Annotated in this window: 25 protein-coding genes, 2 tRNA genes and 3 pseudogenes; 10 read left to right on the top strand and 20 right to left on the bottom strand. The window is 74.0% G+C overall.

The window, feature by feature from the left end:
* The 6 genes from BJF81_RS11430 to BJF81_RS11455 form a co-directional block, all read right to left on the bottom strand.
* Positions 1–597: a YceD family protein gene (locus BJF81_RS11430; RefSeq protein WP_075958438.1), complete on the bottom strand. Its 597-nt coding sequence runs from the start codon at positions 595–597 to the stop codon at positions 1–3.
* Positions 598–752: 155 nt separating this feature from the next.
* Positions 753–1,259: a pantetheine-phosphate adenylyltransferase gene (coaD, locus tag BJF81_RS11435; RefSeq protein ID WP_075958439.1), complete on the bottom strand. Its 507-nt coding sequence runs from the start codon at positions 1,257–1,259 to the stop codon at positions 753–755.
* A gap of 28 nt (positions 1,260–1,287) precedes the next feature.
* Entirely contained in the window at positions 1,288–1,851 is a 564-nt protein-coding gene (locus BJF81_RS11440) for a hemerythrin domain-containing protein (protein ID WP_075958440.1), read from the bottom strand.
* A 57-nt stretch (positions 1,852–1,908) separates the two neighbouring features.
* Positions 1,909–2,481, bottom strand: a complete 573-nt coding sequence (gene rsmD, locus BJF81_RS11445) for a 16S rRNA (guanine(966)-N(2))-methyltransferase RsmD (protein WP_075958441.1) — start codon at positions 2,479–2,481, stop codon at positions 1,909–1,911.
* A gap of 7 nt (positions 2,482–2,488) precedes the next feature.
* Positions 2,489–4,744 (bottom strand): ATP-dependent DNA helicase RecG, encoded by a 2,256-nt coding sequence (locus tag BJF81_RS11450; RefSeq protein ID WP_075958442.1) that lies wholly within the window; start codon positions 4,742–4,744, stop codon positions 2,489–2,491.
* Between the two features lie 25 nt (positions 4,745–4,769).
* Positions 4,770–6,485: a DAK2 domain-containing protein gene (locus BJF81_RS11455; protein ID WP_075958443.1), complete on the bottom strand. Its 1,716-nt coding sequence runs from the start codon at positions 6,483–6,485 to the stop codon at positions 4,770–4,772.
* 205 nt (positions 6,486–6,690) lie between these two features.
* Here BJF81_RS11455 and rpmB point away from each other — a divergent pair, with 205 nt between their 5' ends.
* Positions 6,691–6,876: a 50S ribosomal protein L28 gene (gene rpmB, locus BJF81_RS11460; RefSeq protein ID WP_075958444.1), complete on the top strand. Its 186-nt coding sequence runs from the start codon at positions 6,691–6,693 to the stop codon at positions 6,874–6,876.
* A 90-nt stretch (positions 6,877–6,966) separates the two neighbouring features.
* Here the strand turns inward: rpmB and thiL are convergent, their stop codons facing one another.
* Entirely contained in the window at positions 6,967–7,998 is a 1,032-nt protein-coding gene (gene thiL / locus BJF81_RS11465) for a thiamine-phosphate kinase (RefSeq protein WP_075958445.1), read from the bottom strand.
* A 69-nt stretch (positions 7,999–8,067) separates the two neighbouring features.
* On the opposite strand from thiL, the gene BJF81_RS11470 reads away from it, so the two are divergent.
* Together BJF81_RS11470 and BJF81_RS19725 are read left to right on the top strand one after the other, a co-directional pair.
* On the top strand, positions 8,068–8,301 hold the full coding sequence (locus BJF81_RS11470; protein WP_075958446.1) for an Lrp/AsnC ligand binding domain-containing protein: 234 nt from the start codon (positions 8,068–8,070) through the stop codon (positions 8,299–8,301).
* Between the two features lie 271 nt (positions 8,302–8,572).
* The gene (locus tag BJF81_RS19725; protein ID WP_237770203.1) at positions 8,573–8,755 is read left to right on the top strand and encodes a hypothetical protein; all 183 of its coding nucleotides are present in this window, start codon (positions 8,573–8,575) and stop codon (positions 8,753–8,755) included.
* Between the two features lie 64 nt (positions 8,756–8,819).
* Here the strand turns inward: BJF81_RS19725 and BJF81_RS11480 are convergent.
* The 3 genes and pseudogenes from BJF81_RS11480 to BJF81_RS11490 all read right to left on the bottom strand — a co-directional run bounded on the left by BJF81_RS11480 (position 8,820) and on the right by BJF81_RS11490 (position 11,833).
* Positions 8,820–9,976 (bottom strand): annotated as a pseudogene (locus tag BJF81_RS11480) (D-alanine--D-alanine ligase family protein).
* A 94-nt stretch (positions 9,977–10,070) separates the two neighbouring features.
* Entirely contained in the window at positions 10,071–11,072 is a 1,002-nt protein-coding gene (locus BJF81_RS11485) for an NAD(P)H-dependent glycerol-3-phosphate dehydrogenase (protein ID WP_075958447.1), read from the bottom strand.
* Positions 11,069–11,833, bottom strand: coding sequence for a lysophospholipid acyltransferase family protein (locus BJF81_RS11490; RefSeq protein WP_075958448.1), 765 nt, complete (start codon positions 11,831–11,833; stop codon positions 11,069–11,071). The genes BJF81_RS11485 and BJF81_RS11490 overlap by 4 nt, the downstream gene beginning before the upstream one ends.
* A 46-nt stretch (positions 11,834–11,879) precedes the next feature.
* Between BJF81_RS11490 and cofC the strand changes: the two genes are divergently transcribed.
* The gene (gene cofC, locus BJF81_RS11495; protein ID WP_143780809.1) at positions 11,880–12,770 is read left to right on the top strand and encodes a 2-phospho-L-lactate guanylyltransferase; all 891 of its coding nucleotides are present in this window, start codon (positions 11,880–11,882) and stop codon (positions 12,768–12,770) included.
* A 3-nt stretch (positions 12,771–12,773) separates the two neighbouring features.
* On the opposite strand, the gene BJF81_RS18660 is transcribed toward cofC, so the two are convergent.
* The 6 genes from BJF81_RS18660 to clpS all read right to left on the bottom strand — a co-directional run bounded on the left by BJF81_RS18660 (position 12,774) and on the right by clpS (position 16,665).
* Positions 12,774–13,652, bottom strand: coding sequence for an HU family DNA-binding protein (locus BJF81_RS18660; RefSeq protein WP_075958450.1), 879 nt, complete (start codon positions 13,650–13,652; stop codon positions 12,774–12,776).
* A 166-nt stretch (positions 13,653–13,818) separates the two neighbouring features.
* Positions 13,819–13,891 (bottom strand) — tRNA-Glu (locus tag BJF81_RS11505).
* 82 nt (positions 13,892–13,973) lie between these two features.
* Positions 13,974–14,045, bottom strand: a tRNA-Gln gene (locus BJF81_RS11510).
* Between the two features lie 97 nt (positions 14,046–14,142).
* Positions 14,143–15,708 (bottom strand): glutamate--tRNA ligase, encoded by a 1,566-nt coding sequence (gltX, locus tag BJF81_RS11515; RefSeq protein WP_075958451.1) that lies wholly within the window; start codon positions 15,706–15,708, stop codon positions 14,143–14,145.
* A gap of 25 nt (positions 15,709–15,733) precedes the next feature.
* A complete protein-coding gene (locus BJF81_RS11520; protein WP_075958452.1) occupies positions 15,734–16,318 on the bottom strand; it encodes a DUF2017 family protein in 585 nt (194 codons plus the stop codon).
* A gap of 8 nt (positions 16,319–16,326) precedes the next feature.
* Positions 16,327–16,665 carry an ATP-dependent Clp protease adapter ClpS gene (clpS, locus tag BJF81_RS11525; protein WP_083664174.1) on the bottom strand — a complete coding sequence of 113 codons (339 nt, stop codon included), beginning with the start codon at positions 16,663–16,665 and terminating at the stop codon, positions 16,327–16,329.
* A 45-nt stretch (positions 16,666–16,710) separates the two neighbouring features.
* Here clpS and BJF81_RS11530 point away from each other — a divergent pair, with 45 nt between their 5' ends.
* Both BJF81_RS11530 and BJF81_RS11535 read left to right on the top strand, forming a co-directional pair.
* Positions 16,711–18,012, top strand: coding sequence for a nicotinate phosphoribosyltransferase (locus BJF81_RS11530; protein WP_075958453.1), 1,302 nt, complete (start codon positions 16,711–16,713; stop codon positions 18,010–18,012).
* 5 nt (positions 18,013–18,017) lie between these two features.
* Complete coding sequence (locus BJF81_RS11535; RefSeq protein ID WP_075958454.1) at positions 18,018–18,605, top strand: nicotinamidase; 588 nt, start codon at positions 18,018–18,020, stop codon at positions 18,603–18,605.
* Positions 18,606–18,639: 34 nt separating this feature from the next.
* Here the strand turns inward: BJF81_RS11535 and BJF81_RS11540 are convergent.
* Positions 18,640–19,954 (bottom strand): annotated as a pseudogene (locus tag BJF81_RS11540) (homogentisate 1,2-dioxygenase).
* Between the two features lie 114 nt (positions 19,955–20,068).
* Between BJF81_RS11540 and BJF81_RS11545 the strand changes: the two are divergent.
* The 3 genes and pseudogenes from BJF81_RS11545 (at position 20,069) to BJF81_RS11550 (ending at position 22,174) form a co-directional block, all read left to right on the top strand.
* Entirely contained in the window at positions 20,069–20,887 is an 819-nt protein-coding gene (locus BJF81_RS11545; protein WP_143780810.1) for a hypothetical protein, read from the top strand.
* 76 nt (positions 20,888–20,963) lie between these two features.
* Positions 20,964–21,227, top strand: a pseudogene (locus BJF81_RS21100) (fumarylacetoacetase); the annotation flags it as partial.
* Between the two features lie 59 nt (positions 21,228–21,286).
* Positions 21,287–22,174: a fumarylacetoacetate hydrolase family protein gene (locus BJF81_RS11550; protein ID WP_342447136.1), complete on the top strand. Its 888-nt coding sequence runs from the start codon at positions 21,287–21,289 to the stop codon at positions 22,172–22,174.
* Positions 22,175–22,180: 6 nt separating this feature from the next.
* On the opposite strand, the gene BJF81_RS11555 is transcribed toward BJF81_RS11550, so the two are convergent.
* Together BJF81_RS11555 and hppD are read right to left on the bottom strand one after the other, a co-directional pair.
* Entirely contained in the window at positions 22,181–23,008 is an 828-nt protein-coding gene (locus tag BJF81_RS11555; RefSeq protein WP_075958456.1) for an RDD family protein, read from the bottom strand.
* Positions 23,009–23,030: 22 nt separating this feature from the next.
* Complete coding sequence (hppD, locus tag BJF81_RS11560; RefSeq protein ID WP_075958457.1) at positions 23,031–24,251, bottom strand: 4-hydroxyphenylpyruvate dioxygenase; 1,221 nt, start codon at positions 24,249–24,251, stop codon at positions 23,031–23,033.
* A gap of 107 nt (positions 24,252–24,358) precedes the next feature.
* Between hppD and BJF81_RS11565 the strand changes: the two genes are divergently transcribed.
* A complete protein-coding gene (locus BJF81_RS11565) occupies positions 24,359–24,820 on the top strand; it encodes an Lrp/AsnC family transcriptional regulator (protein WP_075958482.1) in 462 nt (153 codons plus the stop codon).
* Here BJF81_RS11565 and BJF81_RS11570 read toward each other — a convergent pair.
* Complete coding sequence (locus BJF81_RS11570) at positions 24,793–26,478, bottom strand: ABC1 kinase family protein (RefSeq protein WP_075958458.1); 1,686 nt, start codon at positions 26,476–26,478, stop codon at positions 24,793–24,795. The genes BJF81_RS11565 and BJF81_RS11570 overlap by 28 nt on opposite strands.
* Between the last annotated feature and the right edge of the window lie 49 nt (positions 26,479–26,527).

Consider the following 26,527-nt stretch of genomic DNA (forward strand, 5'->3'; position numbering starts at 1 on the left):
TCAGTTCCTCTTCTCGTCGTCGTCGGTCGGTGCGGCCAGGGAGGCCAGCGCCGACCACCGGGGGTCGATCACGTCGTGATGGTGGTCCGGGTCGTCCGCCAGGCGCGCCCCGCACTGGGAGCACAGTCCTGGACAGTCGTCCCGGCACACCGGTTGGAAGGGCAGCGCGGTCACGACGGCGTCCCGGACGACCTCCTCGAGGTCCATCAGGTCGCCGTCGAGCACGTACTGCTCCTCGTCCTCGGTCTCGTCGTCCCGTCCGGACGTCCCGGCCACCTGCTGGTGGTGGGCCGCCCGTTCGGGATAGGCGAACAGCTCCTGGAGCTCCACCTCGAGGTTCTCCTCGACGGGGTCCAGGCACCGCACGCACGTCCCGCTCGTCGAGCTCCTGACCGTCCCCGACACCAGCACGCCCTCGACGACCGACTCCAGCCGCAGGTCCAGCTCGACCTCACGGCCGGGCGGGATCGCGACGACGTCGGAGCCGATGCGCTCGGGTGCCTCCACGGTCCACGAGGCCCGACGCATGGTGCCCGGGCGGCGGACCAGCTCGCGGGTGTCCAGCACCCAGGGGCCGTCCTGCTCGTGCGCAGCCATGATCCTTCGTCCTCGTTCGCGGTGGTGGGAACGGCCCGGTTTCCACGACGTGGACACGGACCGACGCACCAGACTAGCGGAGCGGCGCCCGTGCGACCAAGTCTGCCAGGCACGTGACGCCGGCCGGGTCACCAGGCCCGCAGCGGGGGCCGTGCTCACCCGTCGGCGGCGCGCGCGAGCTCCTCGAGGGCAGCCAGGACCACGTCGGGGACGAGCCCGGCGACGTCGCCCCGGTAGCGGTGCACCTCCTTGACCAGGGAGCTGGACACGTGCTCCAGGGTCGGGTCGGCGGGGAGGAAGACGGTCTCCACGCCGCTGAGGTGCCGGTTCATCCGGGCCATCGGCAGCTCGTAGGCGAAGTCGGTGCCGCCGCGCAGCCCCTTGACGACGGCTCCGGCCCCGACCTGACGGCACACGTCGACCAGGAGGGTGTCGGCGAAGGCCTCGACCCGGACGCGGTCGGCCAGGTCCGGCTCGAGGGAGCGGCGCACCAGGTCCAGGCGCCGCTCCACCGGGAACGAGCCCTGCTTGGCCGGGTTGTGCAGCACGGCCACGACGACCTCGTCGAACAGCGCGGCGGCCCGGCGGACGACGTCCAGGTGGCCGTGGGTGACCGGGTCGAAGGAGCCGGGGCACACGCAGCGGCGCTCGAGGTGCGTCATGCCCTCGACCCTACCGAGCCGGGAGCCGTCAGCCCTCCGAGGTCTCCTCGTCCTCGCCGAGCAGCCCCTCCTTGCGGGCCTCGTCGACGAGCCGCTGCACGTTCTCCACGGAGCCGCACCCCTGGTCCAGCTGCTCGCTGCGGGCGGCGAGGAACTTCTGCCCGAGCTGGGCGCGGTCGTCGTCGGAGACGTCCTCCCTGGCCGGGTTGAGGATCGTCAGCTCCTCCTCCGTCAGGTGGTGCTGGAGGACCTCGTTCATCCTCTCCACGGCGTCGTCGAACTTCTGGGTGTCGGTGCCGACGCACTCCAGCAGGGCGAGCAGGGCCTCGTTGATCTCGGCGTGCTCCTCCTCGCCGTGCTCCACCTCGTGCTCGCCGACATCCTCGGTCCGACGCCGCAACCGGGGGTAGACCTCCTGCTCCTCGGCCTCGCCGTGGGCGACGAGCACGTCGGCGAAGGCGGCCCGGGCGCCGGCGCGGTCGGCCGTGCTGTCGCGCATCTCGCGCAGGAGGGTCTCGAAGAGCCGGTGGTCGTCGAGGATGAGGTCGACGACGTCTCCGGACACGGGGCGGGGGATGGGGTAGTCGGTCATGGGGCGATCATCGCAGCCGCGCCCGGCCGGCCCCGCCACCGGGGTCGGCGACGACGGTCAGCCCGTCGGCGGCGCGGGCTCGGCGAGGTGCACGGCGGTCTCGCCGTAGGCGCGGCGGTCGAGCGGGCGCAGACCGGCCGGCCAGGTCGGTGCGGGCGACCGGGCGCTGCGCTCCACGAGGACCAGCGCGTCGGGGTCGAGCCAGCCGGCGGCGACGAGCAGGGCGAGCACGGCGGCCAGGTCGTCCTCGGCCAGGTCGTAGGGGGGGTCCAGCAGGACCAGCTGGTAGGGCTCCTCGGGGCCCTCGTCGAGCACCGCCCGAACGGGGGCGGCCCGCACCTGCACCTGCTGCGTCATCCCCAGGGTGCGGGCGTTCCGGGAGACCAGCGCCGCGGTGGCCCGGTGCCGCTCGACGGCGAGCAGGTGCCCCGCCCCCCGGGACACCGCCTCCAGCCCGAGCGCCCCCGACCCGGCGTACAGGTCCAGCACCCGCACCCCGTCGAGGTCCATCAGCGACTCGAGCCGGGAGAAGACCGCCTCCCGCACCCGGTCGGTGGTCGGACGTGTCCCCGCCCCCCGCGGGGTCAGGACCGTGCGACCGCCGGCACGTCCGGCGATGATCCTCGTCACCGTCGGCTCACCCCCGCTCCAGGAAGGCCGCCCGCTCGGCGTCGAGCTGGTCGAGCTCGCGCCGGAGCACCGGATGGCGGTCCAGCCCGGGGTCGGCCCGGACGGTCTCCCAGGCGGCCTCGTGGGCGGCGACGATGAGCTCCTCGTCACGGGCGAGCCGCAGGAAGCGCAGGCCGCTGCGGCCGCCGCTCTGGCTGGCCCCGAGCACGTCGCCCTCGCGGCGGGTCTCGAGGTCGAGCCGGGCCAGCTCGAAGCCGTCGGTCGTGGCGGCCACCTGGTGGAGCCGTTCGACCGCCGGCCCGTCCTCGGGACCGCCGGCCTGCTGCGTCACGAGCAGGCAGAGCCCCGGACGCCCCCCTCGACCGACCCGGCCGCGCAGCTGGTGCAGCTGCGAGATGCCGAACCGGTCGGCGTCCAGGACCACCATCGTCGTCGCGTCGGGCACGTCCACCCCCACCTCGATGACCGTCGTGGCCACCAGGACGTCCACCTCCCCGGCGGCGAACCGGCGCATGACCGCGTCCTTCTCGTCGACGGGGAGGCGGCCGTGCAGGCTGGCCAGACGTAGCCCGGCGGTGGCCGGCAGCTGCCCCAGGGCGCGCGCCACCTGGTGCACGCCGTGGAGCGTGGGCTCGGACGACTCCTCACCCGTGACCGTGGGCCCGGCGCCGTCACCGTCCTCGTCGTCCCCGGCGGGGACCGTCGGCCCCCCGGGTCCCACGACCGCCCCCTGCGGAAGGTCGGGGTCGTCCGCCTCGCCGATCCGGGGGCACACGACATACACCTGACCGCCGGTGCGCACCTCCTCGGCGACCCGCTCCCACGTGCGGCGGACCCAGTCCGGCCGCCCGCCCGGCACCACGTGCGTGGTGATCGGGCGCCGGCCGCGCGGCAGCTCCCGCAGGGTCGAGGTCTCCATGTCCCCGTAGACGGTCATCGCCACGGTCCGTGGGATCGGCGTCGCGGTCATGACGAGCACGTGGGGCGGGTGGTCCGCCTTGGCCCGCAGGGCGTCCCGCTGCTCGACCCCGAACCGGTGCTGCTCGTCCACGACGACCAGGCCCAGCTCGGCGAGCTGGACGTGCTCCTGGATCAGCGCGTGGGTGCCCACGACGATCCCGGCCGAGCCCGACGCCGCGGCGAGCAGGTTCTCCCGCCGCTCGACGGCGGACTGGCTGCCCAGCAGGAGCGCGACCCTGGTGGCCCGGTCGTCCCCGCCGAGCATGCCCGCCTCGGCCAGCGGACCCAGGAGCGCACTGATGGCCCGGTGGTGCTGCACGGCGAGCACCTCGGTGGGGGCGAGCAGGGCGGCCTGACCGCCCGCGTCGACGACCGCGAGCATCGCGAGCAGGGCCAGGACCGTCTTGCCCGAGCCGACCTCCCCCTGGAGCAGCCGGTGCATCGGCACGGTGCCCGCGAGGTCGGAGCGCAGCTCCCCGAGGACGCGCTGCTGCCCCTGGGTGAGGTCGAAGGGCAGCCGCCCCAGGAGGGCGTCGACCAGACCGTCCTCGACGGGCGGGCGGGGCACGGCGGTGGTGGCGTCCTGGGCCAGCCGGGCCCGTGCCAGGGCGGCCTGCACCACGAACGCCTCCTGGAACTTCAGCCGCCACCGGCCCCGGCGGTGGTCGGCCTCGCGCTGCGGGCGGTGGACCAGCTGGTATGCCTCGCGCAGGTCGGGCAGCCCGTGCGTCCGCCGGACCTCCGGCGGCACCGGGTCCGGCAGCTCGTCGAGCGCGTGCAGCACCAGGTCGAGGGTGTCCCCGTGGACGATCGGCGAGACCTTGGGGGTGGCCGGGTAGACCGGCACCAGGCCCCCGAGCAGCCACCCGCCCGAGGTCGCGCCGGAGGCCTCGCCCAGGACGGCGTAGTCGGGGTGGGTCAGCTGCAGGGAACGGCCGTAGCTGCCGACCTGGCCGGAGCAGACGACGCGCACGCCCGGGACCAACCGGTCCTGGTGGCCGTAGGGCTTGAAGAAGGTCAGCTGGATAGTGCCGCCGACCTCGTCCTCGACGTCCACCACGAGGATGCGCCCCCGCCGCTGCCGCATCTGCCGGGTCGTGGACGCGCGCACGGTCCCCACCACCACGACGTCCTCGCCGTGCGGCAGCTGGGCGAACGCCGTCGGGCGGGCGGGGTCCAGGTAGGTGCGTGGCAGGAAGTCCAGCAGGTCACGGACCGTCCGCATCCCCCGGGCCCGCTCCAGCCGGGCGGCGGTCGCGCCCACGACGGTCCGCAGCCGGGTGTCCAGGTCGACGCCGCTCACGACCGCGCCCTCCCGACGGCCACGTTCACTCCACCCCCAGCAGCCAGGGGAAGGTCGGCTGTCCCCCGTCGAGCCGGACGACCTCCACCTCCGGGTGCTCCGCCAGCGCCGGGCCGAGCACCGCGTCGAGCTCGTCCTCCCCGGCCCGCTCGCCCCGGACCACCGTGACCACCTCGGCCCCGGGGTGCCACAGCAGGTCCAGCACCGTCCGGGCGGCCTCCGCCGGGTGCTCGGCCACCGCCACCACGGTGCCGTCGACCAGGCCCAGCCACTGGCCCCGGAGCACCCGGCCCACGGGCGTGTCGGCGTCCCGGTCGGCGGGGGTGAGCGCACCGGAGCGCACCCCTCCGCACGCGTCGGCCATGTCGGCCACGGTGGTCCGCGGGTCGGCGTCCTCGTCGAGCACCGCCAGGGCCGCGAGCCCCTCGACGACGCTCCGGGTCGGGACGACGTCCACGACCAGTCCCCCGGCCCGCGCCTCCTGGGCCGCCGCCCGGGCGACCATCACCGTGTCGGGGTCGTTCGGCAGGAGGACCAGGTGGGGCGCGTCGGCCGCCCACAGGGCGGACAGCAGCTGCCCCGCCGAGGCCCGACGGCGCGGGCCCGACGGCACCACCTGGGCACCACCCGCGGAGAAGATGTCCTGCAGCCCGGGGCCAAGGACGCAGGCGACGACGCCCAGCCGGACGACGGCGGACGGCCCACGGCCGTCGTCGTCCTGGGTGCGGGTGGTGCCCGCCCCCTCCCCGGCTCCTTCGAGCCGGCCGCCGTCGGCCAGGGAGGTCAGCCGGACCTCCTCCACCTGACCGGCCGAGCTCCCGGCCTCCACGGCCGACCGGGGGTCGCGCAGGTGCACGTGGACCCGGTAGTCGTGCGGCCCGCCGGCGACGACGACCGACTCGCCGAGCCGGCGGAGGTGACCACGCAGCCGGTCGGCCCGGACGGGGTCGCTGCCGGTGAGCAGGTACATCACCTCGACCTGGTCCTCCCCCGTCACCGGGGCGCAGGCGTGCACCCCGCCGTCCGCGGCCGACCCGTCCCCGGCCGCCCCGGTCGAGGGCACCTCCCACCAGCGCGGCAGCTCGGCGACGACCGCGTGGGTCCGCTCCTGCAGGACGGCGTCGAGGGCCTCGACGACCACGACCAGACCCGCACCGCCGGCGTCCACCACTCCCGCGTGCCGCAGCTCCGGCAGCTGCTCCGGCGTCCGGGCCAGGGCCACCCGGGCCTCCTGGAGCGCCGCCGCCACGACGTCGGCGACCTGGGTCCCGCCCGCGTCCACCACGGACCGGGCACCCTCGGCGGCGGCCCGGGCGACCGACAGGATCGTCCCCTCGACCGGTGCGGCCACCGCGTCCCAGGCCGCCCGGGCGGCCGTCTCGAAGGCGACCGCGAGGTCCTCGGGCCCGGCCGCCCGCACACCGGGGCCGACCGCCTCCGCGAGACCGCGGGCGAGCTGGGAGAGGATCACGCCGGAGTTGCCCCGCGCGGAGAGGAGCATCCCCCGGGCGATGAGGGCCAGGCCCTCGTCGAGCCGTTCCGTCCCCGCCCCCAGCTCGAACTGCCCCCGGACGAAGTCCAGGGCGCCGTCCATCGTCAGGAACATGTTGGTGCCCGTGTCCCCGTCGGCCACCGGGTAGACGTTGAGCGCGTCGATCCGCTCCCTCGCCGTGCCCAGCGCCGACCGTGCCGTCACCGCCCACCGGCGGGCGGTGACCAGGTCGAGGGACGGGCGGGACACGAGGCCAAACTACCTGTCGCCCCAGGTGCGTCGGCGGTGTCCACACCCCGGGCGCGAACCCCTCGCGGCGGGGCGGCCGGCGATTTGGGCCCCGCAACGACCCTCCGGTACGCTGACGAGGTTGCCCGGCGGCGACGGCGCGACCCGACCTCGCCCAGGACGCCGGCACGACGACCATCGCACCGACCGACACCAGGAGAACACCGTGGCTGCCACTTGCGACGTCTGCGGCAAGGGACCGAGCTTCGGTCACAGCATCTCGCACTCCCACCGCCGCACCAAGCGTCGCTGGAACCCGAACATCCAGCGCGTCCGGGCGATGGTGGGTTCGACCCCCAAGCGCCTCAACGTGTGCACCTCCTGCCTGAAGGCAGGCAAGGTCACCCGCTGAGCGTCCGGGGCCTGCCCCGACCCGCCTGAGCCGGCCGCACCCGAGGGTGCGAGCCGGCTCTCGTGCGTCGTGGTGGTGGGTCCGGGCGGTTCACCCGCCGAAGTGGTCCCAGCCGCCCGTCCGGGGGTCGAGCCGGCGGCCCTCCAGCCAGACCCCGGCCGGCGGCTCGTCGTCCGCCTGCGAGGGCACCACCTGCCCCAGGACCGTCCAGCCGTCCGGGGGCCCCGTCCGGGGCGGGAACGTCGCGAGCAGCTCGTGCTCCTCGCCGCCGGCGAGCACCTGCGCGCGGGCGTCGGCGGGGGCCAGCGCAGGCTGCAGCAGGCCGGCCAGCCGGTCCAGCGGGCCCGGGTCGAGCCGGACGCGCACGCCGCTGGCCCGCGCCACCCGGTCGGCGTCCCGCACGAGCCCGTCCGAGACGTCGATCATCGACCGCGCGCCCGCCCGGGCCGCGACCGGGCCCTGCTCCAGGTCCGTCGTCGGACGACGGTGGTGGTCGAGCAGCCCGGCCTCCTGCCCGTCCCGGCCCGGGGCCACCCCTCGGCGGAGCAGCAGCAGCCCCGCGCCGGAACGGCCCAGCGGCCCGGACACCGCCAGCACGTCCCCCGCCCGCGCGCCGCTGCGCAGCACCGGTCGGGCGACCCCCTCCCCGAGCTCGCCGAGGGCCGTGACCGACACGACCACCTCCTGCGCCCCGGCGGACGAGAGGTCCCCGCCGACCACCGGCACGCCCGCCCTGGTCGCGGCCCACGCCGTGCCGGCGAGCAGGTCGCGCACCCAGTCCACCGGAAGGTCCTGCGGGGCGACGAGGGTGACCAGCAGACCGGTCCCCCGGCCGCCCATGGCGGCCAGGTCGGCCAGGTTCTGGGTGACGACCTTCACCCCCACGTCCTCGCCGGTCGACCACTCGTCGCGCCAGTCGCGGCCGCGGACCACCGTGTCCGTGGTCGCCAGGACGGCGCCCGACGGGACCCTCAGGTAGGCGGTGTCGTCCCCCGGCCCGACGAGCACCCCGCCGCCGGGCAGCCCGCCGTACGCGGCGAAGACCTCCTCGAGCAGCCGGCTCTCGCCGAGCCCCGCCAGGGTCGCCCGGTCCGTCTGCGGCACCTGCTCGGGGTGCTCCATACCTGTCCCTCCGTCGTCCGGCTGCCGGTGGCACGGTAGCCTGCCCACGTCCCGTCCCGGAGGTGCACCGTGATCAAGGCCTACATCCTCGTCCAGACCGAGGTGGGCGCCGCAGGGCAGGTGACCGAGACCGTCCGCTCCCTGCCCGGTGTGCGCAGCGCGGAGATCGTCGCCGGCCCCTACGACGCGATCGTCGTCGCCGAGGCCCCCACCGTGCAGTCGCTGGGCCGCGAGGTGATCGCCGCGGTCCAGGAGGTGCCGCGCATCACCCGGACGACCACGTGCACCGTCGTCGAGTTCTGACGGTCCTCCCCGCGCTGGCCGTCCTGCCCCTGCTCGCCGGGTGCGGGGAGCAGCCGGTCCGGGCCGCGCCCTTCGACCGGTCCGACTCCCCGGAGTGCCGGCGGGTGGCCGCCCACTGGCCGGGGACGGTCGCTGGCCTGGAGCCGAGGGTCACCGCCGTCCAGTCGGTGGGGGTGGCCGCCTGGGGCGATCCGCCGGTCGTGGCACGCTGCGGCAAGAACCTCCGGGCCCCACGACCGATCCCTGCATCGACGTCAGCGGGGTGGACTGGGTGGCCACCGAGCTGGAGGACGGCACGATGTTCACCACCTTCGGCCGGGACCCGGCGCTGGAGGTGCTCGTCCCCTCGGAGCACGGCACCGCACCGCTGCTGCTGCCCGCCTTCGAGGAGGCCGCCCGCCAGGTGCCCCAGGACCAGGGACGGTGCGTCGCGGTCGACGACGCCGACGGCTAGGAGACGCCTGGCGGCCCCGACCTGGGTACGCTCGACCGCCCTCCCCGGCCGCCGCACGGTCGCGTCAGCGCAGCCCGAGGGGGCGGTCCAGGGCCAGCTGCAGCAGCTCCTCCACGAGCTCGGGGTAGGAGACGCCGGAGGCCGCCCAGGCCTGGGGGTACATGGAGAACGGGGTGAAGCCGGGCATGGTGTTGATCTCGTTGAGCACCACGTCGCCGGCGGGGGTGACGAAGCAGTCGACCCTCGCCAGCCCCTCGCACCCGGCCGTCTCGAAGGCGGTGCGGGCGATGCGGTGGATCTCGTCGCGGACCGGGGGCGGGACGTCGGCCGGGGCGGTGATCCGGACGCTGGCCTCGTCGAGGTACTTGGCCTCGAAGTCATAGAACTCGTGGCCGACGCCGGTCACGGTGATCTCGCCGCACTCGCTCACCCTGGGGGGCTCGGTCCCCCGGCCCTGCAGGACCCCGCACTCGATCTCACGGCCGTCGATGCCCTGCTCGACCAGCACCTTCGGGTCGTGCGACCGGGCCTTCTCGATGGCGGCCTCCAGCCCGGCCGGATCGTCGACCTTGTGGACGCCGACCGAGGACCCGGCCCGGGCAGGCTTGACGAAGACCGGGAGGTCCAGGGCCCGGGCCGCCTCGAGGCAGGCTGCCCGGTCGCGCCGCCACGCCAGGTCGGTGATGACCGTGTAGGCCCCCACGGGCAGACCGGCGGCGGCGAAGACGACCTTCATGACGTGCTTGTCCATCATCGCCGCGGAGGCCAGCACCCCGCAGCCGACGTACCGGATGTCGGCCAGCTCCAGCAGGCCCTGGATGGTTCCGTCCTCCCCGAAGGGTCCGTGCAGCAGCGGCAGCACGACGTCGATCACGCCCACCTCCACCGTCGACCCGTCGTCCTGGACGAGCCGCCACACGTGGTCCACCCCGCCGAGGGGCACCATCACCTGGGCGCCCATCGGCGGAACCTCGGGCAGCCGGCCGTCGCGGATCTCCAGGCTGCCGGGTCGTCGGGGACGAGCACCCAGTGCCCGTCGCGGGTGATGCCGATCGGCACGACGTCGTACCGGTCGCGGTCCAGGGTGCGCAGCACGCTCGCCGCGGTCGCGCAGGAGATGGAGTGCTCCTCGGAGCGGCCGCCGAAGACGACGGCGACCCGGGGGCGCACGGGCTGGGCGTCCGCCGGCGGGACGCTGGGGGCAGGGGGCTGGCTGTCCATCGCGACCGAGCCTAGTCGGCGTGCGCAGGAGGCCCGGGGCAGGACGCGCCCTGCGGCCGTTCCGGCCGTCCGCTCCCGGGGCGGTCGGTCGCGGTCAGCCCCGCTCGTGCTTGCGGGCCCGGGACATCAACGCCCCGGTGAGCTGTCCGGGGGTCACGTGGCCCTCTACGACGGCGGCCACGCCCTGGCAGATCGGCATGTCGACCCCGTGCCCGGCGGCCAGGTCGACCACGGAGCGGCACGAGCGCACGCCCTCGGCCGTCTGGTGGGGCACGGCCACCATCTCCTCCACGGACCGTCCCTGGCCCAGGGCCACCCCCACCCGGTGGTTGCGCGACAGCGGTGACATGCAGGTGGCGATGAGGTCGCCGACGCCGGCCAGCCCCATGAGCGTGGCGGGGTCGCCGCCCAGGGCCTCGCCCAGCCTGCTGATCTCGGCCAGGCCTCGGGTGATGAGCGAGGACTTGGTGTTGTCGCCGTACCCGAGGCCCTCGGCCATCCCCACCCCCAGGGCGATGACGTTCTTGACCGCCCCGCCGATCTCGGCCCCGACGACGTCGGTCTGGGTGTAGGGCCGGAAGTAGGGGGGCGCGATCATCGCGGCCACCCGCTCGGCGGCGGCGAGGTCGGTGCAGGCGACGACGCTGGCGGCGGGCTGCCGGGCGGCGATCTCCTTGCTGAGGTTGGGGCCGGAGACCACGACGATCCGGTCCCGCTCGATCCCCGCCGCCTCGACCACCTGGCTCATCCGCAGGCCGGTGCCGCGCTCGATGCCCTTCATGAGGGACACGACGAGGGCGTCCTCCGGGACCACCTGGGCCCAGCGGCCCAGGTTGTCGCGCAGGCTCTGCGAGGGGACGGCGAGGACGACGAGGTCAGCCCCCTCGGCGGCCTCCGCCGGATCGGTGGTGGCCGTCACCGCCGGCGGCAGCTCGACCCCGAGGAGGTAGTCGTCGTTGGTGTGCCGTTCGCGGACCTCCTGGGCGACCTCCTGTCGACGTGCCCACAGGGTCACGGACGACGCACCGCCGTCGGCGAGCACCTGGGCGAAGGCGGTGCCCCAGCTGCCGGCGCCGAAGACGGCCGCCCGCGTCACCGGGACTCCCCCCGGTCGAGGGGGGAACCGGTGGCGCCACCGGTGCGGGTCACCGGGTCGTAGGGCACGGAAGGGGCAGGTTCACCCCTCAGCCCGGCCACGATCCCGGTGACGGCCGCCATGACGCGTTCGGTCGCCTCGACGTGGGCCTTGGGGTCGTCGGCCCGGTCGTAGAGGTCCGACAGGTCCACCGGTGGGCCGGCCTCGACGTGCTGGACGGGTCGGCGCAGCAGGTTCCCCGGGCGCCGCGCGTAGCGGCCGAGGACCTCCTGGGCCCCCCACTGGCCGACCGGGACGACGGGGGCCCGGCTGGTGAGGGCGAGCCGACCGACACCCGCCTTGGCCCGCATGGGCCACAGGTCCGGGTCCCGGGTGAGGGTGCCCTCGGGCATGATCGCGATGCACTTGCCCTCCAGCAGGGCCCGCCGTGCCTCGTCCAGGGCGTCCCGGGCCTGGGTGCTGCGTCGACGGACCGGCACCTGCTCCAGGTGCCGGAGCGCCGCGCCGAGGAGGGGCACCTCGAACAGGGACGACTTGGCCAGGAAGAACGGCGGTCGCCCCTGGTCGACGAGGAAGTGGGCCAGCATGAAGGGGTCCACCTCGGAGTAGTGGTTGCTGGCGACGATGAACCCGCCGGTCGCCGGCACGTGCTCGGCGCCCGACCACGACCGACGGGTGATGCCCATCAGCACAGGGCGGACGGTGCCGATGACGGCCCGGTAGGACCAGGGGATCGGTTGGCGGACGGGCTGACGGGTCACGGCGCCATCTTGTCACCCGTCCGGGCCCGTCCACCAGAATGGCCGGGTGCGGAAGATCTGGAGGGGCGACCCGGTGCGCTGGGGGCTGGTCGTGCCGGTCAAGGACGCCCGCCTGGGCAAGTCCCGGCTCTCGGCGCCGACCCCCGACGCCCGCAGGCAGCTGGCCCGCGCCATGGCGTTGGACACCCTCGAGGCCGCGGCCGCCACCGTCGGTCCGGCATCGCTGGTGGTGGTCACCTCCGACGGGCCGGTGGGGCAGACGGTGCGCACGTGGGGGGCCACCGTGGTGCCTGACCCGGGAGAGGGCCTGGACGGGGCGGTGCGCACCGGTCTGCGGGCCGTGCGGCCGCAGGGGGGTCGACCCGGGTGGGCCGTCCTGCTGGGAGACGTGCCGGCCCTCAGACCGCGTGACCTGGGCGAGGCCCTGGCCCGGTGCGCGCGGCACCCGGCCGCCGTCGTCCCGGACGCCTCGGGCGACGGGACCACGTTGCTGACCTCGACGATCCGCCCGCCGACCCCCCGCTTCGGCCCCGGCTCGGCGCACCGCCACGCCGAGGAGGCGACCCTGCTCCCCCTCCCCCTGCCCCGGTTGCGGCAGGACGTCGACGTGGCCCAGGACCTGGTGCGTGCGGCGGCGTTCGGGGTCGGTCGTCGCACCCGGACGCTCCTGCTCGGTCGGGACCGGGCCGCCTACAGTGGGCCCATGCAGGCCAGCGTGCACACCTTCGACCTCGCGAGCCGCTCCGGCTCGGTCCTGCTGGACACCGGACGGATGCTGCCCTTCGACGCCGACGTCTTCGAGGCCAGCGGGCTGCGGCACGTCCGGGTAGGCCAACGCGTCAGCGTCGAGGTCGGACCCGCCGACCCCGAGGATGCCGGTGCCCACCTGACCCGTCTGTGGCTCGTCGGGGTCGGGCCCGGGGAACCGATCCGCTGACGGTCAGGACCCCTTCGAGGCCTTCTTCTTGCTGCCGGCCTTGCCCTTCTTGCCGTCCTTGCCCTTGCCGTCCTTCCCCTTGCCCTTGCCGCTCCCCTTGCCCGGCTTGTCCTTCGTGCGGCGGTCCTTGTCCTTGCCCTTGCCCTTGCCCTTGCCCTTGCCCTGCGCCTTCTTCCCGGACGCCTCGTCGACGGCGACGACGTCGTCGTTCTTGACCCGGGCCAGCTGGGCCTTCTTGGCGGTGATCATCCCCATGGTGATGTCCTGGCCGCCGGCGGGCGTCCGGTCGCGGGCAGTGGCTGAGGCCTTCGCGGCGTCCGCCGCCCCTGCTGAGGCGTCACCGGTGGGGCGCCGGTCCTCGTCCTGCCGGGCGCGGACGGTCGCCGGCGTACCGCTGGCCGCCCGCCGCCTCCGCGGGACCTTGGGGCCGCGGTCTGCGTCGTCCGTCCCGGGGTTCACCGTGCGACGGGAACCCTGCCGCCCCTCGTCGGGCCGGCCCTGGGCGGCGGTCCGACGCACGCTGCTCGGGCGGCTCGCCGGCTCCGGATCGGCCATCTCGCCGTGGCTGCCCACCCGCACGCCGGCGAGGCCGTCGGTCGGCAGCCGGTCGGGGTCGGCGACGACCTCCTTGAAGTAGGCGCCCGGCCGGAAGCGGGGCGAACTGGTCGCCGCGATCGGGACCGGGGCCCCCGTGTGCGGGTTGCGGCCGGTCCGGGGCGCCCGGTCCACCTTCTCGAAGGTGCCGAAGCCGGTGATCCCCACCGTGCCGCCGGCGGCCACCTCGCGAAGCACCGCGTCCACCAGCGCCTCGACCGCCATGGCGGCGAGCTGGCGCCCGCCGAGCCTGGGGGCCAGGGCCTCGATCAGCTCCGCCTTGTTCATCGCACCCACTCCTTGCCGGGACGGGGCGGGTGGGGTCGGCCACCTGCCCGGGACCGCCACGCTACGCCCGGACGACGCCGGTGTCGATGCAGCACACGAGATCCGACCACCCGCCCGCACGACGAGAAGGACCCCCACCAGGTGCGGTGGGGGTCCTTCTGCGACGTAGCCCCGACGGGATTCGAACCCGCGCTACCGCCTTGAGAGGGCGGCGTGCTAGGCCACTACACAACGGGGCCGTGCGTCCGGCGCGGTGGCGCCGACCCGCAACCTTACCTGACGGTCAGGTGCGGAGCGAAATCGACCGGGGGTCGATCTGCGCTGGGGTACCAGGACTCGAACCTAGACTAACTGAACCAGAATCAGTCGTGCTGCCAATTACACCATACCCCAAGGGGTATCTCCGCCCCGCTTCCGCGGGCGGTGAACCGAGGAGAAACCTTACCGTGCTCCTCAGCCGGACCCAAATCGCGGTCGTCCCGCTGGCTGGTCACAGCTCAGCGCGCAACCGGCGCAGCCGGGCGAGGGTCTCGTCCTTGCCGAGGATCTCCATGGACTCGAACAGCGGTGGGCTGATCCGCTGCCCGGACACCGCGGTGCGCAGCGGGCCGAAGGCGAACCGGGGCTTCAGGCCCAGGCCGTCGACGAGCGCCTCCCGAAGGGCCTGCTCGATCCGGGCTGCGGTCCACTCCACCCCTCCGCCGAGTGGCTTGGGGTAGGCGCCGGAGATCTGCTCCAGGGCCGCGTCGGCGGCGTCCAGCACCGCCCCCGCGTCCTCCTTCAGCTGGGCGCGGGCGTCGTCGGCGATCGGCAGCTCCTCGCCCCGCACGTAGAACGGCGCGACGAGCGGCACGGCCTCGGAGAGCACCTGGACCCGGGTCTGGATGAGCTCGGCCACGGCCTCCAGGCGGGCCAGCTCACCCATCCCCGACTGCGGGCCCAGCACGCCGGCCTCCCGGAGCACCGGCAGCAGCCGGCTGGTGAACTCCGCCAACGGCAGCATCCGGAGGTGGTCGGCGTTGATCGCCTCGGCCTTCTTCTGGTCCCACCGGGCAGGGTTGGGGTTGACGTCGTGCACGTCGAACGCGGCGACCAGCTCGTCCGGGGTGAAGACGTCCCGGTCGGGTCCGATCGCCCAGCCCAGCAGCGCCAGGTAGTTGATCATTCCCTCGCGGACGAACCCACGCTCCCGGTGGCGGAAGAGGTCGGACTGCGGGTCGCGCTTGGACAGCTTCTTGCTCCCCTCCCCCAGGACCAGGGGCAGGTGGGCGAACGTCGGCACCCGCTCGGCGACGCCCAGACGGACCAGGGCGCGGTAGAGGGCGATCTGCCGCGGGGTGGAGGAGAGCAGGTCCTCGCCGCGGATCACGTGGGTGATCCGCATCATCGCGTCGTCGACGGGGTTGACCAGGGTGTAGAGGGGCTGGCCGTTGCCGCGGACGATGACGAAGTCCGGCACCGACCCCGCCCGGAAGGTGACCTCGCCGCGGACCAGGTCGACGAAGGTGATGTCCTCGTCCGGCATCCGCAGCCGCAGGACCGGCTCCCGCCCCTCGGCCCTGAAGGCGGCACGCTGCGCCTCGTCCAGGTCGCGGTCGTGGTTGTCGTAGCCGAGCTTGGGGTCCCGGCCCGCCGCCCGGTGCCGCTCCTCGACCTCCTCGGGCGTGCTGAACGACTCGTAGGCCAGGCCGGCCTCGAGCAGCCGGGCCGCCACGTCGGCGTAGACGTCGCGCCGCTCGCTCTGCCGGTACGGCCCGTAGGGACCACCGACCCCCGGCCCCTCGTCGTAGTCCAGGCCCAGCCAGGACATGGCCTCCTGCAGCTGGTCGGCCGACTCGGCGCTGTCGCGGGCGGCGTCGGTGTCCTCCAGCCGGAAGACGAAGGTGCCTCCGTGGTGCCGGGCGAAGGCCCAGTTGAACAGGGCGGTCCGGGCCATCCCCACGTGCGGGGTGCCGGTGGGGCTGGGGCAGAAGCGGACCCGCACGTCCGGGCCGGTCACCTGGTGATCGACCTGCTCGGACTCGTGCGGCGCAGCGGGAACGGGGTTCGTCGTCATGGTGCGGTCAGACTACCGCCGGGGCTCACCCCTCGAGCATCGCCGTGGTGATGCTCTCCTGCACCCAGGAGAGGAAGTCGTAGTAGGCCATCTGCTGGGCGAGCACCGGGTCCAGGTCGGTCTTCCCCGCGAGCGCGTCCTCCAGCTGCTCGTGGAGCCGTTCGGAGTCCTCGTCGGTGCGCAGGCCAAGCCGCTCCCCCAGGATGAGCCGGACGTCGGTGAGGGCGACCGCGAGCGCGTGCGCCTGCGCGGTGTCCAACGCCAGCTCCGGCGGTTCCGCCTCCTGCAGCGCCGCGACCGCCCTGGCGATCGTGGCGGCCTTCCGGCTGCGCAGCCCGTGCTCGGTGAGCCGTCGGAACTCCCTGGCCTGCTCCTCGTCCTCCCTGGAGGCCGGGGGAAGCAGGCGGGCCAGGGCGGGGTCGGACGGCTCCTGCGGGTCCGCGTCCTCGCCGAGGCCGGCGATCAGGTCGAGGAAGGGGTCCGTGCTGCCGGGCCGCTCCGGGGCGACGAAGTCGCGGGTCAGCCGCAGGACGTGGAGGACCACCTCGACCTCCTCGGCGTCGAAGCCGCCCACGAGGCGCTCCCCCCGCCGCCGGAACGCGGTCGCCATACCTGCTCCTAGCCCTGGTCCGCGTGCTGGAAGGTGGCCCACAGCCCGTAGCCGTGCATGGCCTCGGTGTCGGCCTCCACCTTCTCCCGGGTGCCGGTGGACACCACGGCGCGACCGAGGGAGTGCACGTCCATCATGAGCTTCTCCGCCCGCGCCCGGGGGTAGTGGAAGTGCGTCTGGAAGACCCAGGTCACGTAGCTCATCAGGTTGACCGGGTCGTTCCACACCAGGCAGACCCACGGGGCGTCGGCCTCCGGGCGGTCCAGGACGGCCACCCCGCCCTGCTCGCGGGGCGAGGTCCGGGGTCCGGCCGGCGGCGCGGGAGGGGACGGGACGTCGACGGGCACCCGACCACTCTAGGCGGCCTCGCGGCCGGGCTCTAGGCTGCAGGGGTGAACCCGAGCACGGCCCTGCTGACGGACCACTACGAGCTGACGATGGTCCAGGCGGCCCTGGCGAGCGGCCACGCCGACCGCCGGTGCGTCTTCGAGACCTTCGCCCGCCGACTGCCGGACGGGCGGCGGTACGGGGTGGTCGCCGGGACGGGGCGGGTGCTGGAGTCGTTGCGCGACTTCCGGTTCGGGGAGGCGGAGCTGGCCTACCTGGAGGAGCAGCAGGTCGTCGACGCGCGGACGCTGCGCTGGCTGGCCGACTACCGGTTCTCGGGGGAGGTCTGGGGGTATGCCGAGGGCGAGATCTACTTCCCCGGGTCACCTCTGATGGTGGTCGAGGCAGGTTTCGCCGAGGGCGTGCTCCTGGAGACCCTGGTCCTGTCGGTCCTCAACCACGACTCCGCGGTGGCCTCGGCCGCCTCGCGGATGACCGCCTCGGCGCACGGGCGCCCCTGCATCGAGATGGGGTCGAGACGCACCCACGAGCAGGCGGCCGTGGCCGCCGCCCGGGCGGCCTACGTGGCCGGCTTCGACTCCACCTCCAACCTGGAGGCGGGGCGACGGCACGGGGTGCCCACCGCCGGCACGGCGGCGCACTCCTACACCCTGCTCCACGGGGACGAACGTGAGGCGTTCGCCAACCAGCTGGCCAGCCTGGGAGGGTCCACGACCCTGCTCGTGGACACCTACGACGTCAGCGCCGCGGTCGAGCTGGCCGTCGAGCTGGCCGGCCCCGGGCTGGGCGGCGTCCGGCTGGACTCCGGCGACCTCGTCTCCCAGGCCCACGAGGTGCGTGAGCAGCTCGACTCCCTCGGTGCCACCGGCACCAGGATCGTGGTCACCTCCGACCTGGACGAGTACGCCATCGCGGCCCTGCAGGCCGCGCCCGTCGACGCCTACGGCGTCGGCACCCGGGTCGTCACCGGGTCGGGGCACCCGGCCGCGGGCATGGTCTACAAGCTGGTCAGCCGGGAGGGGGCGGACGGCCGGATGGAGGGGGTGGCCAAGGCCAGCACGGACAAGGCGTCCGTGGGCGGCCGCAAGTACGCCCTGCGCCGGCGCGGCCCGGACGGCAGCGCCCAGGCCGAGATCATCGGCATCGACGAGCAGCCCGGTGACGACGGCGACGACCGCACCCTGCTGGTCCCCCTCGTGCGTGGCGGCGAGGTGGTCGCCCCCACGGACGCCCGCACCGCCCGGGCCCACCACGAGGCTGCGCGCGCCGAGCTGCCCCAACGTGCGCTGCGCCTGTCCCACGGAGACCCTGCCATCCCGACCATCTACCTGGACGACTGGAGCTGAGCACCATGAGCCGAGCACTGATCATCGTCGACGTGCAGAACGACTTCTGCGAGGGCGGTTCCCTCGCCGTGGACGGAGGGTCGCAGGTCGCGGCCGACATCGGGGAGCACCTGGGCCGGCACGGGCAGGACTACTCGGTCGTCGTGGCCACCGCCGACTGGCACGTCGACCCCGGCGACCACTGGTCCTCCGACCCCGACTACCGCACCTCCTGGCCGGTCCACTGCCGTGCGGGCAGCGAGGGCGCCCAGTTCCACCCGAACCTGGCCCCTGCGCTGCAGCACGTGCAGGCCGTCTTCCGCAAGGGCGAGCACGAGGCGGCGTACAGCGGTTTCGAGGGGACCACCGAGGCGCACGGCCGCACGACCGGCCTCACCGAGTGGCTCATCGAGCGCGAGGTCCGAGGGGTGGACGTCGTCGGCCTGGCGACCGACCACTGCGTGCGGGCGACGGCCCTCGACGCCGCCAGGGCCGGGTTCCGGACCCGCGTGCTGACGGGGCTGTGCGCGGGCGTCTCGCCGGAGACGACCGAGCAGGCCCTGGCCGAGCTGCGGGAGGCCGGGGTGGAGGTCGTCGAGGGGGCGCCCGCCTGAACCGGCTGCCGCTCCGCGTGGGCGCTCCCGCGGGTCAGCTCGTGGAGAACACCTCCCCGGAGCCTTCCGCCCCACCGCCCAGGGCGCGGTTCCACGAGCCGGCGTAGACGCCGTCGTCGACGGCCCGACCCGCCTCCCCGAGCTCGAGGGGCCGGAAGGTGTCCACCATGACCGCCGTCTCGTCGAAGTACTCCACCCCCAGCGAGGCCTCGGTGGCCCCCGGCTGCGGCCCGTGCGCGTGGCCACCGGGGTGCACCGAGATCGACCCCTTGCCGATCCCGCTGCCTTGCGGGCCTCGTAGTCGCCGTCGACGTAGAACATGATCTCGTCGGAGTCGACGTTGGAGTGGTAGTAGGGCACCGGCACCGCCAGCGGGTGGTAGTCCACCTTGCGCGGCACGAAGTTGCACACGACGAAGTTGTGCCCCTCGAAGACCTGGTGCACCGGCGGCGGCTGGTGCACCCGGCCGGTGATCGGCTCGAAGTCGGCGATGTTGAAGGCGTAGGGGTAGAGGCAGCCGTCCCAGCCGACCACGTCGAAGGGGTGGTAGGGGTAGGTGTAGACGGTGCCGACCAGCCTCCCGAGGAGTGCTCGCCGGAGCCGCGGTGCTTGACGAGCACCTCGGTCGGCGCAGCCGGGTCGGCCCCCACGTCCTCGGCCAGCAGCGGGCCCTGCGGACCGCGCAGGTCACGTTCGCAGTACGGCGCGTGCTCCAGCAGCTGGCCGAACCTGGACAGGTAGCGCTTCGGCGGCCCGATGTGGCTGTTGGCCTCGATGACGTAGGCCCGCAGGGGCTCGACGAAACCCTCGTCGCCCTCGACCAGGGGCAGCCACCGGTGGGTGGTGGCCCGGGGCAGGATCAGGTAGTCGCCCTCGGCGACCTGGAAGGAGCCGAAGACCGTCTCGACCCGGGCCCCGCCCCGCTCGACGTAGACGCACTCGTCCCCGATGGCGTTGCGGTACAGCGGGCTGGGGGTGTCCGCCACGACGTAGAGCAGGCGGACGTCGGCGTTGCCCAGGACCAGCCGGCGGCCGGTCACCACGTCCACGCCCTGCTCGAGGGCCGGCCCCGCGTCGGCCCCGGCGTCGCCGCCGTCCTGGACGAACAGGTCGTGCAGCTTCAGGTGCCGGGGCAGCAGCGGGTGGTTGGGCACCGTCGACATGTCGCCCAGCTCCCAGACGCGAGCGTCCGCCACGGCCGAGGGGATGTTGCGGTGGTAGAGCAGCGAGGAGTCCGAGGAGAAGCCCTCCTCACCCATGAGCTCCTCGGAGTAGAGGCGACCCTGGGGGTCGCGGTGCTGGGTGTGCCGCTTGGGCGGGACGTCGCCCGTGCTGCGGTAGTAGGCCATCGACGGCTCCGTTCGTGCGGTGGTCGTGGACGCCGTCCCCGGTGACCCCGCGAGGGAGTCGGCGGGCCGGGACGGCGGTGTCCTCGTGCGTCACTGTGCAGTAGCCTCCCGGGCATGTCAACGAGGACGGCACCCCGGAACCTGTTCCGCGCTCTCGTGGACGACGCCGCGGTGTTCCCGCCCGGGAACGCCCCCGTCCCCCGGGCCTGGGAGGAGCACCTGCGGCTGCGCCGCGGAGGGTATGCAGACCTGCTGGGTCCCCTGCTCGTCGGCACCGGGCACGCCGCGCAGCTGGGGCAGGCCGCCGCCGGTGCCGAGCTCGCGGAACCGGTGGCGGTGGCCGTGATCTCCCGCCCGGGCACCGCGGTCGAGGACCTTCTCGACGCCGCCGACCTCCTGCGGGACGTCGCAGCCGTGCAGGTGGTGACCGTGGAGACCGCGCTGGACCCCGCGGGGTCGTGGCGTCGTGCCCTCTCCCTGGGGGTGCCGGTGGCCGTCGAGGTCGACCGTGACCGCACGCAGCTTCCCCGGTCCCTCGACGAGGTGGCGACCGCCAGGTCCGACGGGCAGGGAACGGTGGTCCTGGCCAAGCTGCGCACCCAGGCGACGCCGCAGCGGCCGGTGCCCTCGCCGTCCGAGCTGGCCGCCTTCCTCCTGGGCGCGGACGCACGGCACCTGCCGGTCAAGCTCACCGGCGGGCTCCACCACGCCGTGGCCCGGCGGGACGATGACGGTCGCACGCTCGACCGGCACGGGGTCCTCAACGTGCTGGCCGCCCTGGCCGCCGTCGACGCCGGCGCGACGAGCTGGCCCTCGTCGGGACTCTGGCGGAGGAGGACACGGACCGCCTGGTCGACGCGGTCGCCGGGCTCGACGAGCCGGCGGTGGCCAGGCTCCGGGGCCGCTTCCGGTCCTTCGGCTGCTGCGGCGTGACCGACCCGCTCGACGAGCTGCGCGAGCTCGGCCTGCTGACCGACCGGCCCTGACGTCATCACCCTGGAAGGAACCCATGAGCACCTCCCCCCTCGACCTGCCCGCCGACCACCCCTACGGTCCGCACCACCTGCCCTACGGCGCGGTGGCCCGTGACGGGGACGAGCCCTGGCTGGCGGTCCGGGTGGGCGACTCCGCCCTGGACCTGGCCTCGGCCACCCGCGACACGCCGTGGGCGGAGGCGTTGGCCGGGCCGGTGCTCAACCCCTTCCTCGACCTGGGGCCCGCGGCGTGGTCCGCGCTCCGGTCCTGGCTGCAGGCCCGGCTCGCCGAGAAGGAGGGACGGGAGCGACTCGCGCCGCACGTGCACCCGCTCGAGGAGCTGGTTTCCCACCTGCCGTGGCCGTGGCGGACTACGTGGACTTCTACGCCGGCGAGCACCACGCGACCAACGTGGGACGGATCTTCCGGCCGGACGGGGAGCCGCTCACCCCGAACTGGAAGCACCTGCCCATCGGCTACCACGGCCGCTCCTCCACCGTCGTCGTCAGCGGCACCGACGTGGTGCGCCCGCGGGGGCAGCGCAAGGGCAAGGACGACCCGGCCCCGGTCTTCGGCCCCTCCGTGCGCCTGGACATCGAGGCGGAGCTGGCGTTCGTCGTCGGCGGTGCCACCGCCCTGGGCACGAGCGTCCCGGTCGACCAGGCCGCCGACCACCTGTTCGGGGTCGCCCTGTTCAACGACTGGTCTGCCCGCGACGTGCAGGCGTGGGAGTACGTCCCGCTGGGCCCCTTCCTGGGCAAGTCCTTCGCCTCGTCGATGGGCGCGTGGATCACCCCTCTGGCCGCCCTCGAGAAGGCCCGCGTCCCGCTGCCCGGGCAGGACCCCGAGCCACTGCCCTACCTCAGGGGGCGGGCCGAGCACCTCTTCGGGCTGGACCTGACGATGGAGGTCCGGCTCAACGGCACGCTCGTGGCCCGCCCGCCCTACCGCGCCATGTACTGGTCCCCCACCCAGATGCTGGCCCACCTGACGGTCAACGGGGCCAGCCTTCGCAGCGGCGACGTGTTCGCCTCGGGCACCGTCTCGGGCGCGGAGCCGCACGAGCGGGGCTCCCTGCTGGAGCTGACGTGGAACGGCACCCGGCCGCTGACGCTGGACGACGGCTCGACCCGGACCTTCCTCGAGGACGGCGACACCGTGACCATCACCGCCACCGCGCCCGGCCCGGGAGGAAGCGTCCTGCGGCTGGCCGAGGTCACCGGGACGGTGCTGCCGTCCCCGTGAGGGCGGTCAGCGGTTGCGGACCACGTTGGTCCGGGCCGCCTTGTCGTGGAGCGCCTGGCGCTTGCCGTCCCACAGCGGCCACAGCCCGTTGAGCAGCATGAAGATCTGGCCGAACCCGTTGATCGCCGAGGGCCCCTGCCAGACCAGCCCCCGGATCGCCGCCGCGCCCCAGGGCAGCTGCCCCGGCGTCTCGCGCATCCGCACGCGCAGCCCGGTGACGAGCTTGCCGACGGTGGCACCGACGAGGCGGAGCATGAGGATCTCGTAGGCCAGGCCGACGACCAGGCTGACCAGGCTGACCCGCATCAGGCCCGAGGCCAGCCCCTCGGGCACGTCCAGCGCCGAGGCCGGGTCGGCGGTGGTGATCCAGGTCGTGTAGTCCTCCAGCAGGGTCGGGTCGACCAGCGGCAGGATGACGAAGCCCGTCACCAGGCTCAGCAGGATCCCGTCGACGATCCGGGCCAGCAACCGCATCCCCCAGCCGGCCAGCGGCTGGCCGTCAGGGGTGGTGTCCCGGCGCTGCGGCTGCTGCCCCCACGGGTCGTCCGCACCCGGCATGGGGGCCGACCACTGGCCCTGCTGCTGGCCGCCCCACCGGCCCTGCTCCTGGCCGCCCCACCGGCCCTGCTCCTGGCCGCCGGAGGGGCCCTGCCCGCCCCAGACCTGGGCCGGCTGGTCGGCCGGCCCAGGTTCGTGGTGGCTGCCGCCCTGACCGGCCTGGTCCAGGCCGGGCATGCGCTTGGGGCTGGTGTGGTGGCTCCACTGCACCCCGTCCCAGTAACGGAGGTTCTGGTCGTCCTGCGGGTCGTCGTACCACCCTGGCTGTTGGCTCATGGCCCCAGGGTGCCACGTCGGGTCACAGGTTCCCGCGCGTGGCCTGCTCCCGCTCGATGGCCTCGAAGAGCGCCTTGAAGTTGCCCTTGCCGAAACCGAGCGACCCGTGCCGCTCGATGAGCTCGAAGAACACCGTGGGCCGGTCCTGCACCGGGCGGGTGAAGATCTGCAGCAGGTAGCCGTCCTCGTCCCGGTCGACGAGGATCCCCCGGGACTGCAGCTCTTCGATCGGCACCCGCACCTCGCCGATGCGGCCGCGCAGCTCGGGGTCCTCGTAGTAGGAGTCCGGCGTCTGCAGGAACTCGATCCCGTTGGCGCGCATGTGGTCCACCGTGGAGAGGATGTCGTTCGTCGCCAGGGCCAGGTGCTGGGCCCCGGGGCCCTGGTAGAACTCCAGGTACTCGTCGATCTGAGACTTCTTCTTGCCCACGGCCGGCTCGTTGAGCGGGAACTTGACCCGGTGGTTGCCGTTGGCCACGACCTTGCTCATCAGGGCCGAGTAGTCGGTGGCGATGTCGTCGCCGATGAACTCGGCCATGTTCACAAAACCCATGACCTTGTTGTAGAACTCGACCCACTCGTCCATCCGGCCCAGCTCCACGTTGCCGACGATGTGGTCCAGCGCCTGGAACAGCCGCTTGGGCTCCCCGTCCCGCTTGACGTAGGTGGAGCTGCGCTCGACGTACCCGGGCAGGTAGGGGCCGGTGTACCCGTACCCCTCCCCCTTGCGCTGCACGAGGGTGTGCCGCGTCTCGCCGTAGGTGGCGATCGCGGCGACGCGCACGGTGCCGTGCTCGTCCTCGAGGTCCTCGGGCTCCTGCAGGACGGTGGCCCCGATGCTCCGGGCGTGCGCGATGCAGCGGTCGACGTCCGGCACCTCCAGGGAGATGTCCACCACGCCGTCGCCGTGCCGGCGCACGTGCTCGTGCAGGGGGCTCTCCGGGTCGACCCCGCCCTTGATGACAAAGCGGATGGAGCCGGACTTCAGGACGAACGCCTTGTGGTCCCGGTTGCCGGTCTCCGGCCCGGAGTAGCCGATGAGCTCCATCCCGAAGGCGGACTGGTAGAAGTGCGCGGTCTGGGTGGCGTTGCCCACGACGAAGTGGATGGAGTCCCACCCGGTCACCGGGAAGACGTCGGTGGTCTCGTCGTAGGGCACCAGCCCCACGAGCTGCTTGAGCTGGTCGAGCTCGAGGTGGGCCTCGCGCTCCTGGTCGGTCAAACGGACGTCGGTGTCGGTCATGGTCAGAGGGTGCCGGGAAGGGGTATGTCGTGCAAGGAACCACGATGCGGGCGGACGATCTGTCCACCTTCAGGGCCGATCCGCTCGGCATCCTGCACACTGTGACCATGACGAACCCGGTCGACGAGCTGGACGCCCGCCTGCTGACCCTCCTCGAGGAGGACCCCCACGTGGGGGTGCTGGGGGCCTCCCGCCGGCTGGGGGTGGCCCGGGGCACCGTCCAGAGCCGGCTGGACAAGCTCGTGGTCCGCGGGGTGATCCGCAGCTTCGCCCCGCAGCTGGACCCGGCGGCGCTGGGCTACCCGGTGATGGCGTTCTGCACCCTGGAGATCCGTCAGGGCACCGGCGGAGGACCGGTCGTCGAGCACGTCGCGGCCATCCCCGAGGTGCTGGAGGCGCACACGATCACCGGGTCCGGGGACCTGATGATCCGCGTGGTCGCCCGGGACAACGCGGACCTGCAGCGCGTCATCGACCTCGTCGTGGCCCACGAGATGGTGGAGCGCTCCTCGACGGTGATCTGCCTGTCGACCCGGGTCCCCTACCGGACCTCGCCGCTGGTCCCCTGACGGCCCCGACGGGCGTCCCGCCGGTCGGTGACGACCGTGTGGCCGACGAGCACGAGCCCGGCGACCGCGGCGACGACGAAGAAGACGATGGCCACGGCCGGGTAGCCGAAGATCGTCCAGGCGGCCTCCACCCCCATCATCAACGCCGCGCCGACGATGATGGCCGAGAGCACCATGCCCACGACGACGCGGGTGGTCAGGTGCTGGGCGACCCGCAGCACCCGCTGCTCGTCGAAGGCGTCGACGCGCACCGTCAGCTCCCCGTCCACGAGGGCGTCCATGATCCGGTTGGCCCGCCGCGGCAGCTGGGAGGTGAACTCCTTGGCCTCGATCGCCGCGGCCATCACCGAGCCGGGCGAGACCGACATCCCACCACGCAGGATCTGGTCGATGTTGCGGCGGACCGCGTCCGCGGGGGAGAAGGAGGGGTCCAGGTGCCGGGTGGCCTGGTCGAGGTTCAGCAGCGCCTTGCCGATCATGGCCATCTCGGGAGGGGGACGCAGCCCGTGGCGCCCGGAGAGCCGGGACAGCTCGACCATCACGCCACCGGTGTCCAGCTCCTCCCCCGCACCGACGGCCGAGGACACGAGGTGGCTGACGTCGTCCCGGAACCGGGCGGCGTCGTAGTCGGCGAGCGGGTGCCCCATGCCGGCCAGCACCCGGGCGGCCTCCTCCCCGTCGCCGTCGGAGACCGCGATGAGGAGCTTGACCACCTGGTCCTGGACCCTCCTGGGCACGGTCGCCACCATGCCCAGGTCGATGAGGGCCAGCCGGCCGTCGGCGGTGAGGATCATGTTGCCCGGGTGGGGGTCCGCGTGCAGCAGGCCCTCCTCGAGGATCATCCGCAGGTAGGCCCGGAACAGCTCCTCGCCGATGGGGGCACCGTCGACCTCCAGCATGCCCACGCCGCCGATGTCGGTGACCTTGCGGCCCTCGACGAACTCCATCGTCAGCACCCGGGAGGTGGTGTAGTCCTCCAGCGGGGCCGGCACGAGCAGGTGGTCGTAGCCGGCGGTCAGCTCGCCGAAGGTCCGCAGGTTGCGGGCCTCCTGACGGTAGTCCAGCTCGCCGGTCAGGGACCGGCGGAACTGCTCGAGCAGGTCCTGGGCACCGAACCGGCGGCCCAGGTCGGTGTGGAGGTCCGCGGCCCGCGCCAGCCGGGACAGCACCTCCATGTCCCCGGCGACCACCTCCCGCACGTCCGGGCGCTGGACCTTGACGACGACCTCCCGCCCGCTGCGCGTGCGGGCCCGGTGCACCTGCCCCAGGGAGGCCACGGCCAGGGGTTCGGTGTCGAAGCGTTCGAACAGGTGGCGGATCCGTGCCCCCAGCTCCTCCTCGACGATCGCCACCGCCTCCTCGCCGGGGAAGGGCTCCACCCGGTCCTGGAGCCGGGCCAGGGCCTGCGTCCAGGCCGGTGGGAGGAGGTCGTGCCGGGTGGAGAGCAGCTGGCCGAGCTTGATCCAGGTCGGGCCCATGGCCTCGAGGTCGGCGGCGAAGGACTCGGCGGTGGCCTCGTCCCCGCCGTCCAGGGCCGGGTCGACGCTGTCGGGGTCCCCCAGGCCGCTGGCGGTGACCAGGTCGGAGCGGCCGTAGCGGACGAGCAGCCTCACCAGGTCGCGGTAGCGGCTCAGCGAACCGGTCTGCTCGTCGGGCACGGGGCGTCTCCTTCGGGTCAGGGCGAGCGCCACCCTACTGGGTGGTCTC

Origin of the sequence: Ornithinimicrobium sp. CNJ-824, assembly GCF_001942405.1 — a bacterium.
Classification (GTDB): Bacteria; Actinomycetota; Actinomycetes; order Actinomycetales; family Dermatophilaceae; genus Ornithinicoccus; species Ornithinicoccus kibberensis.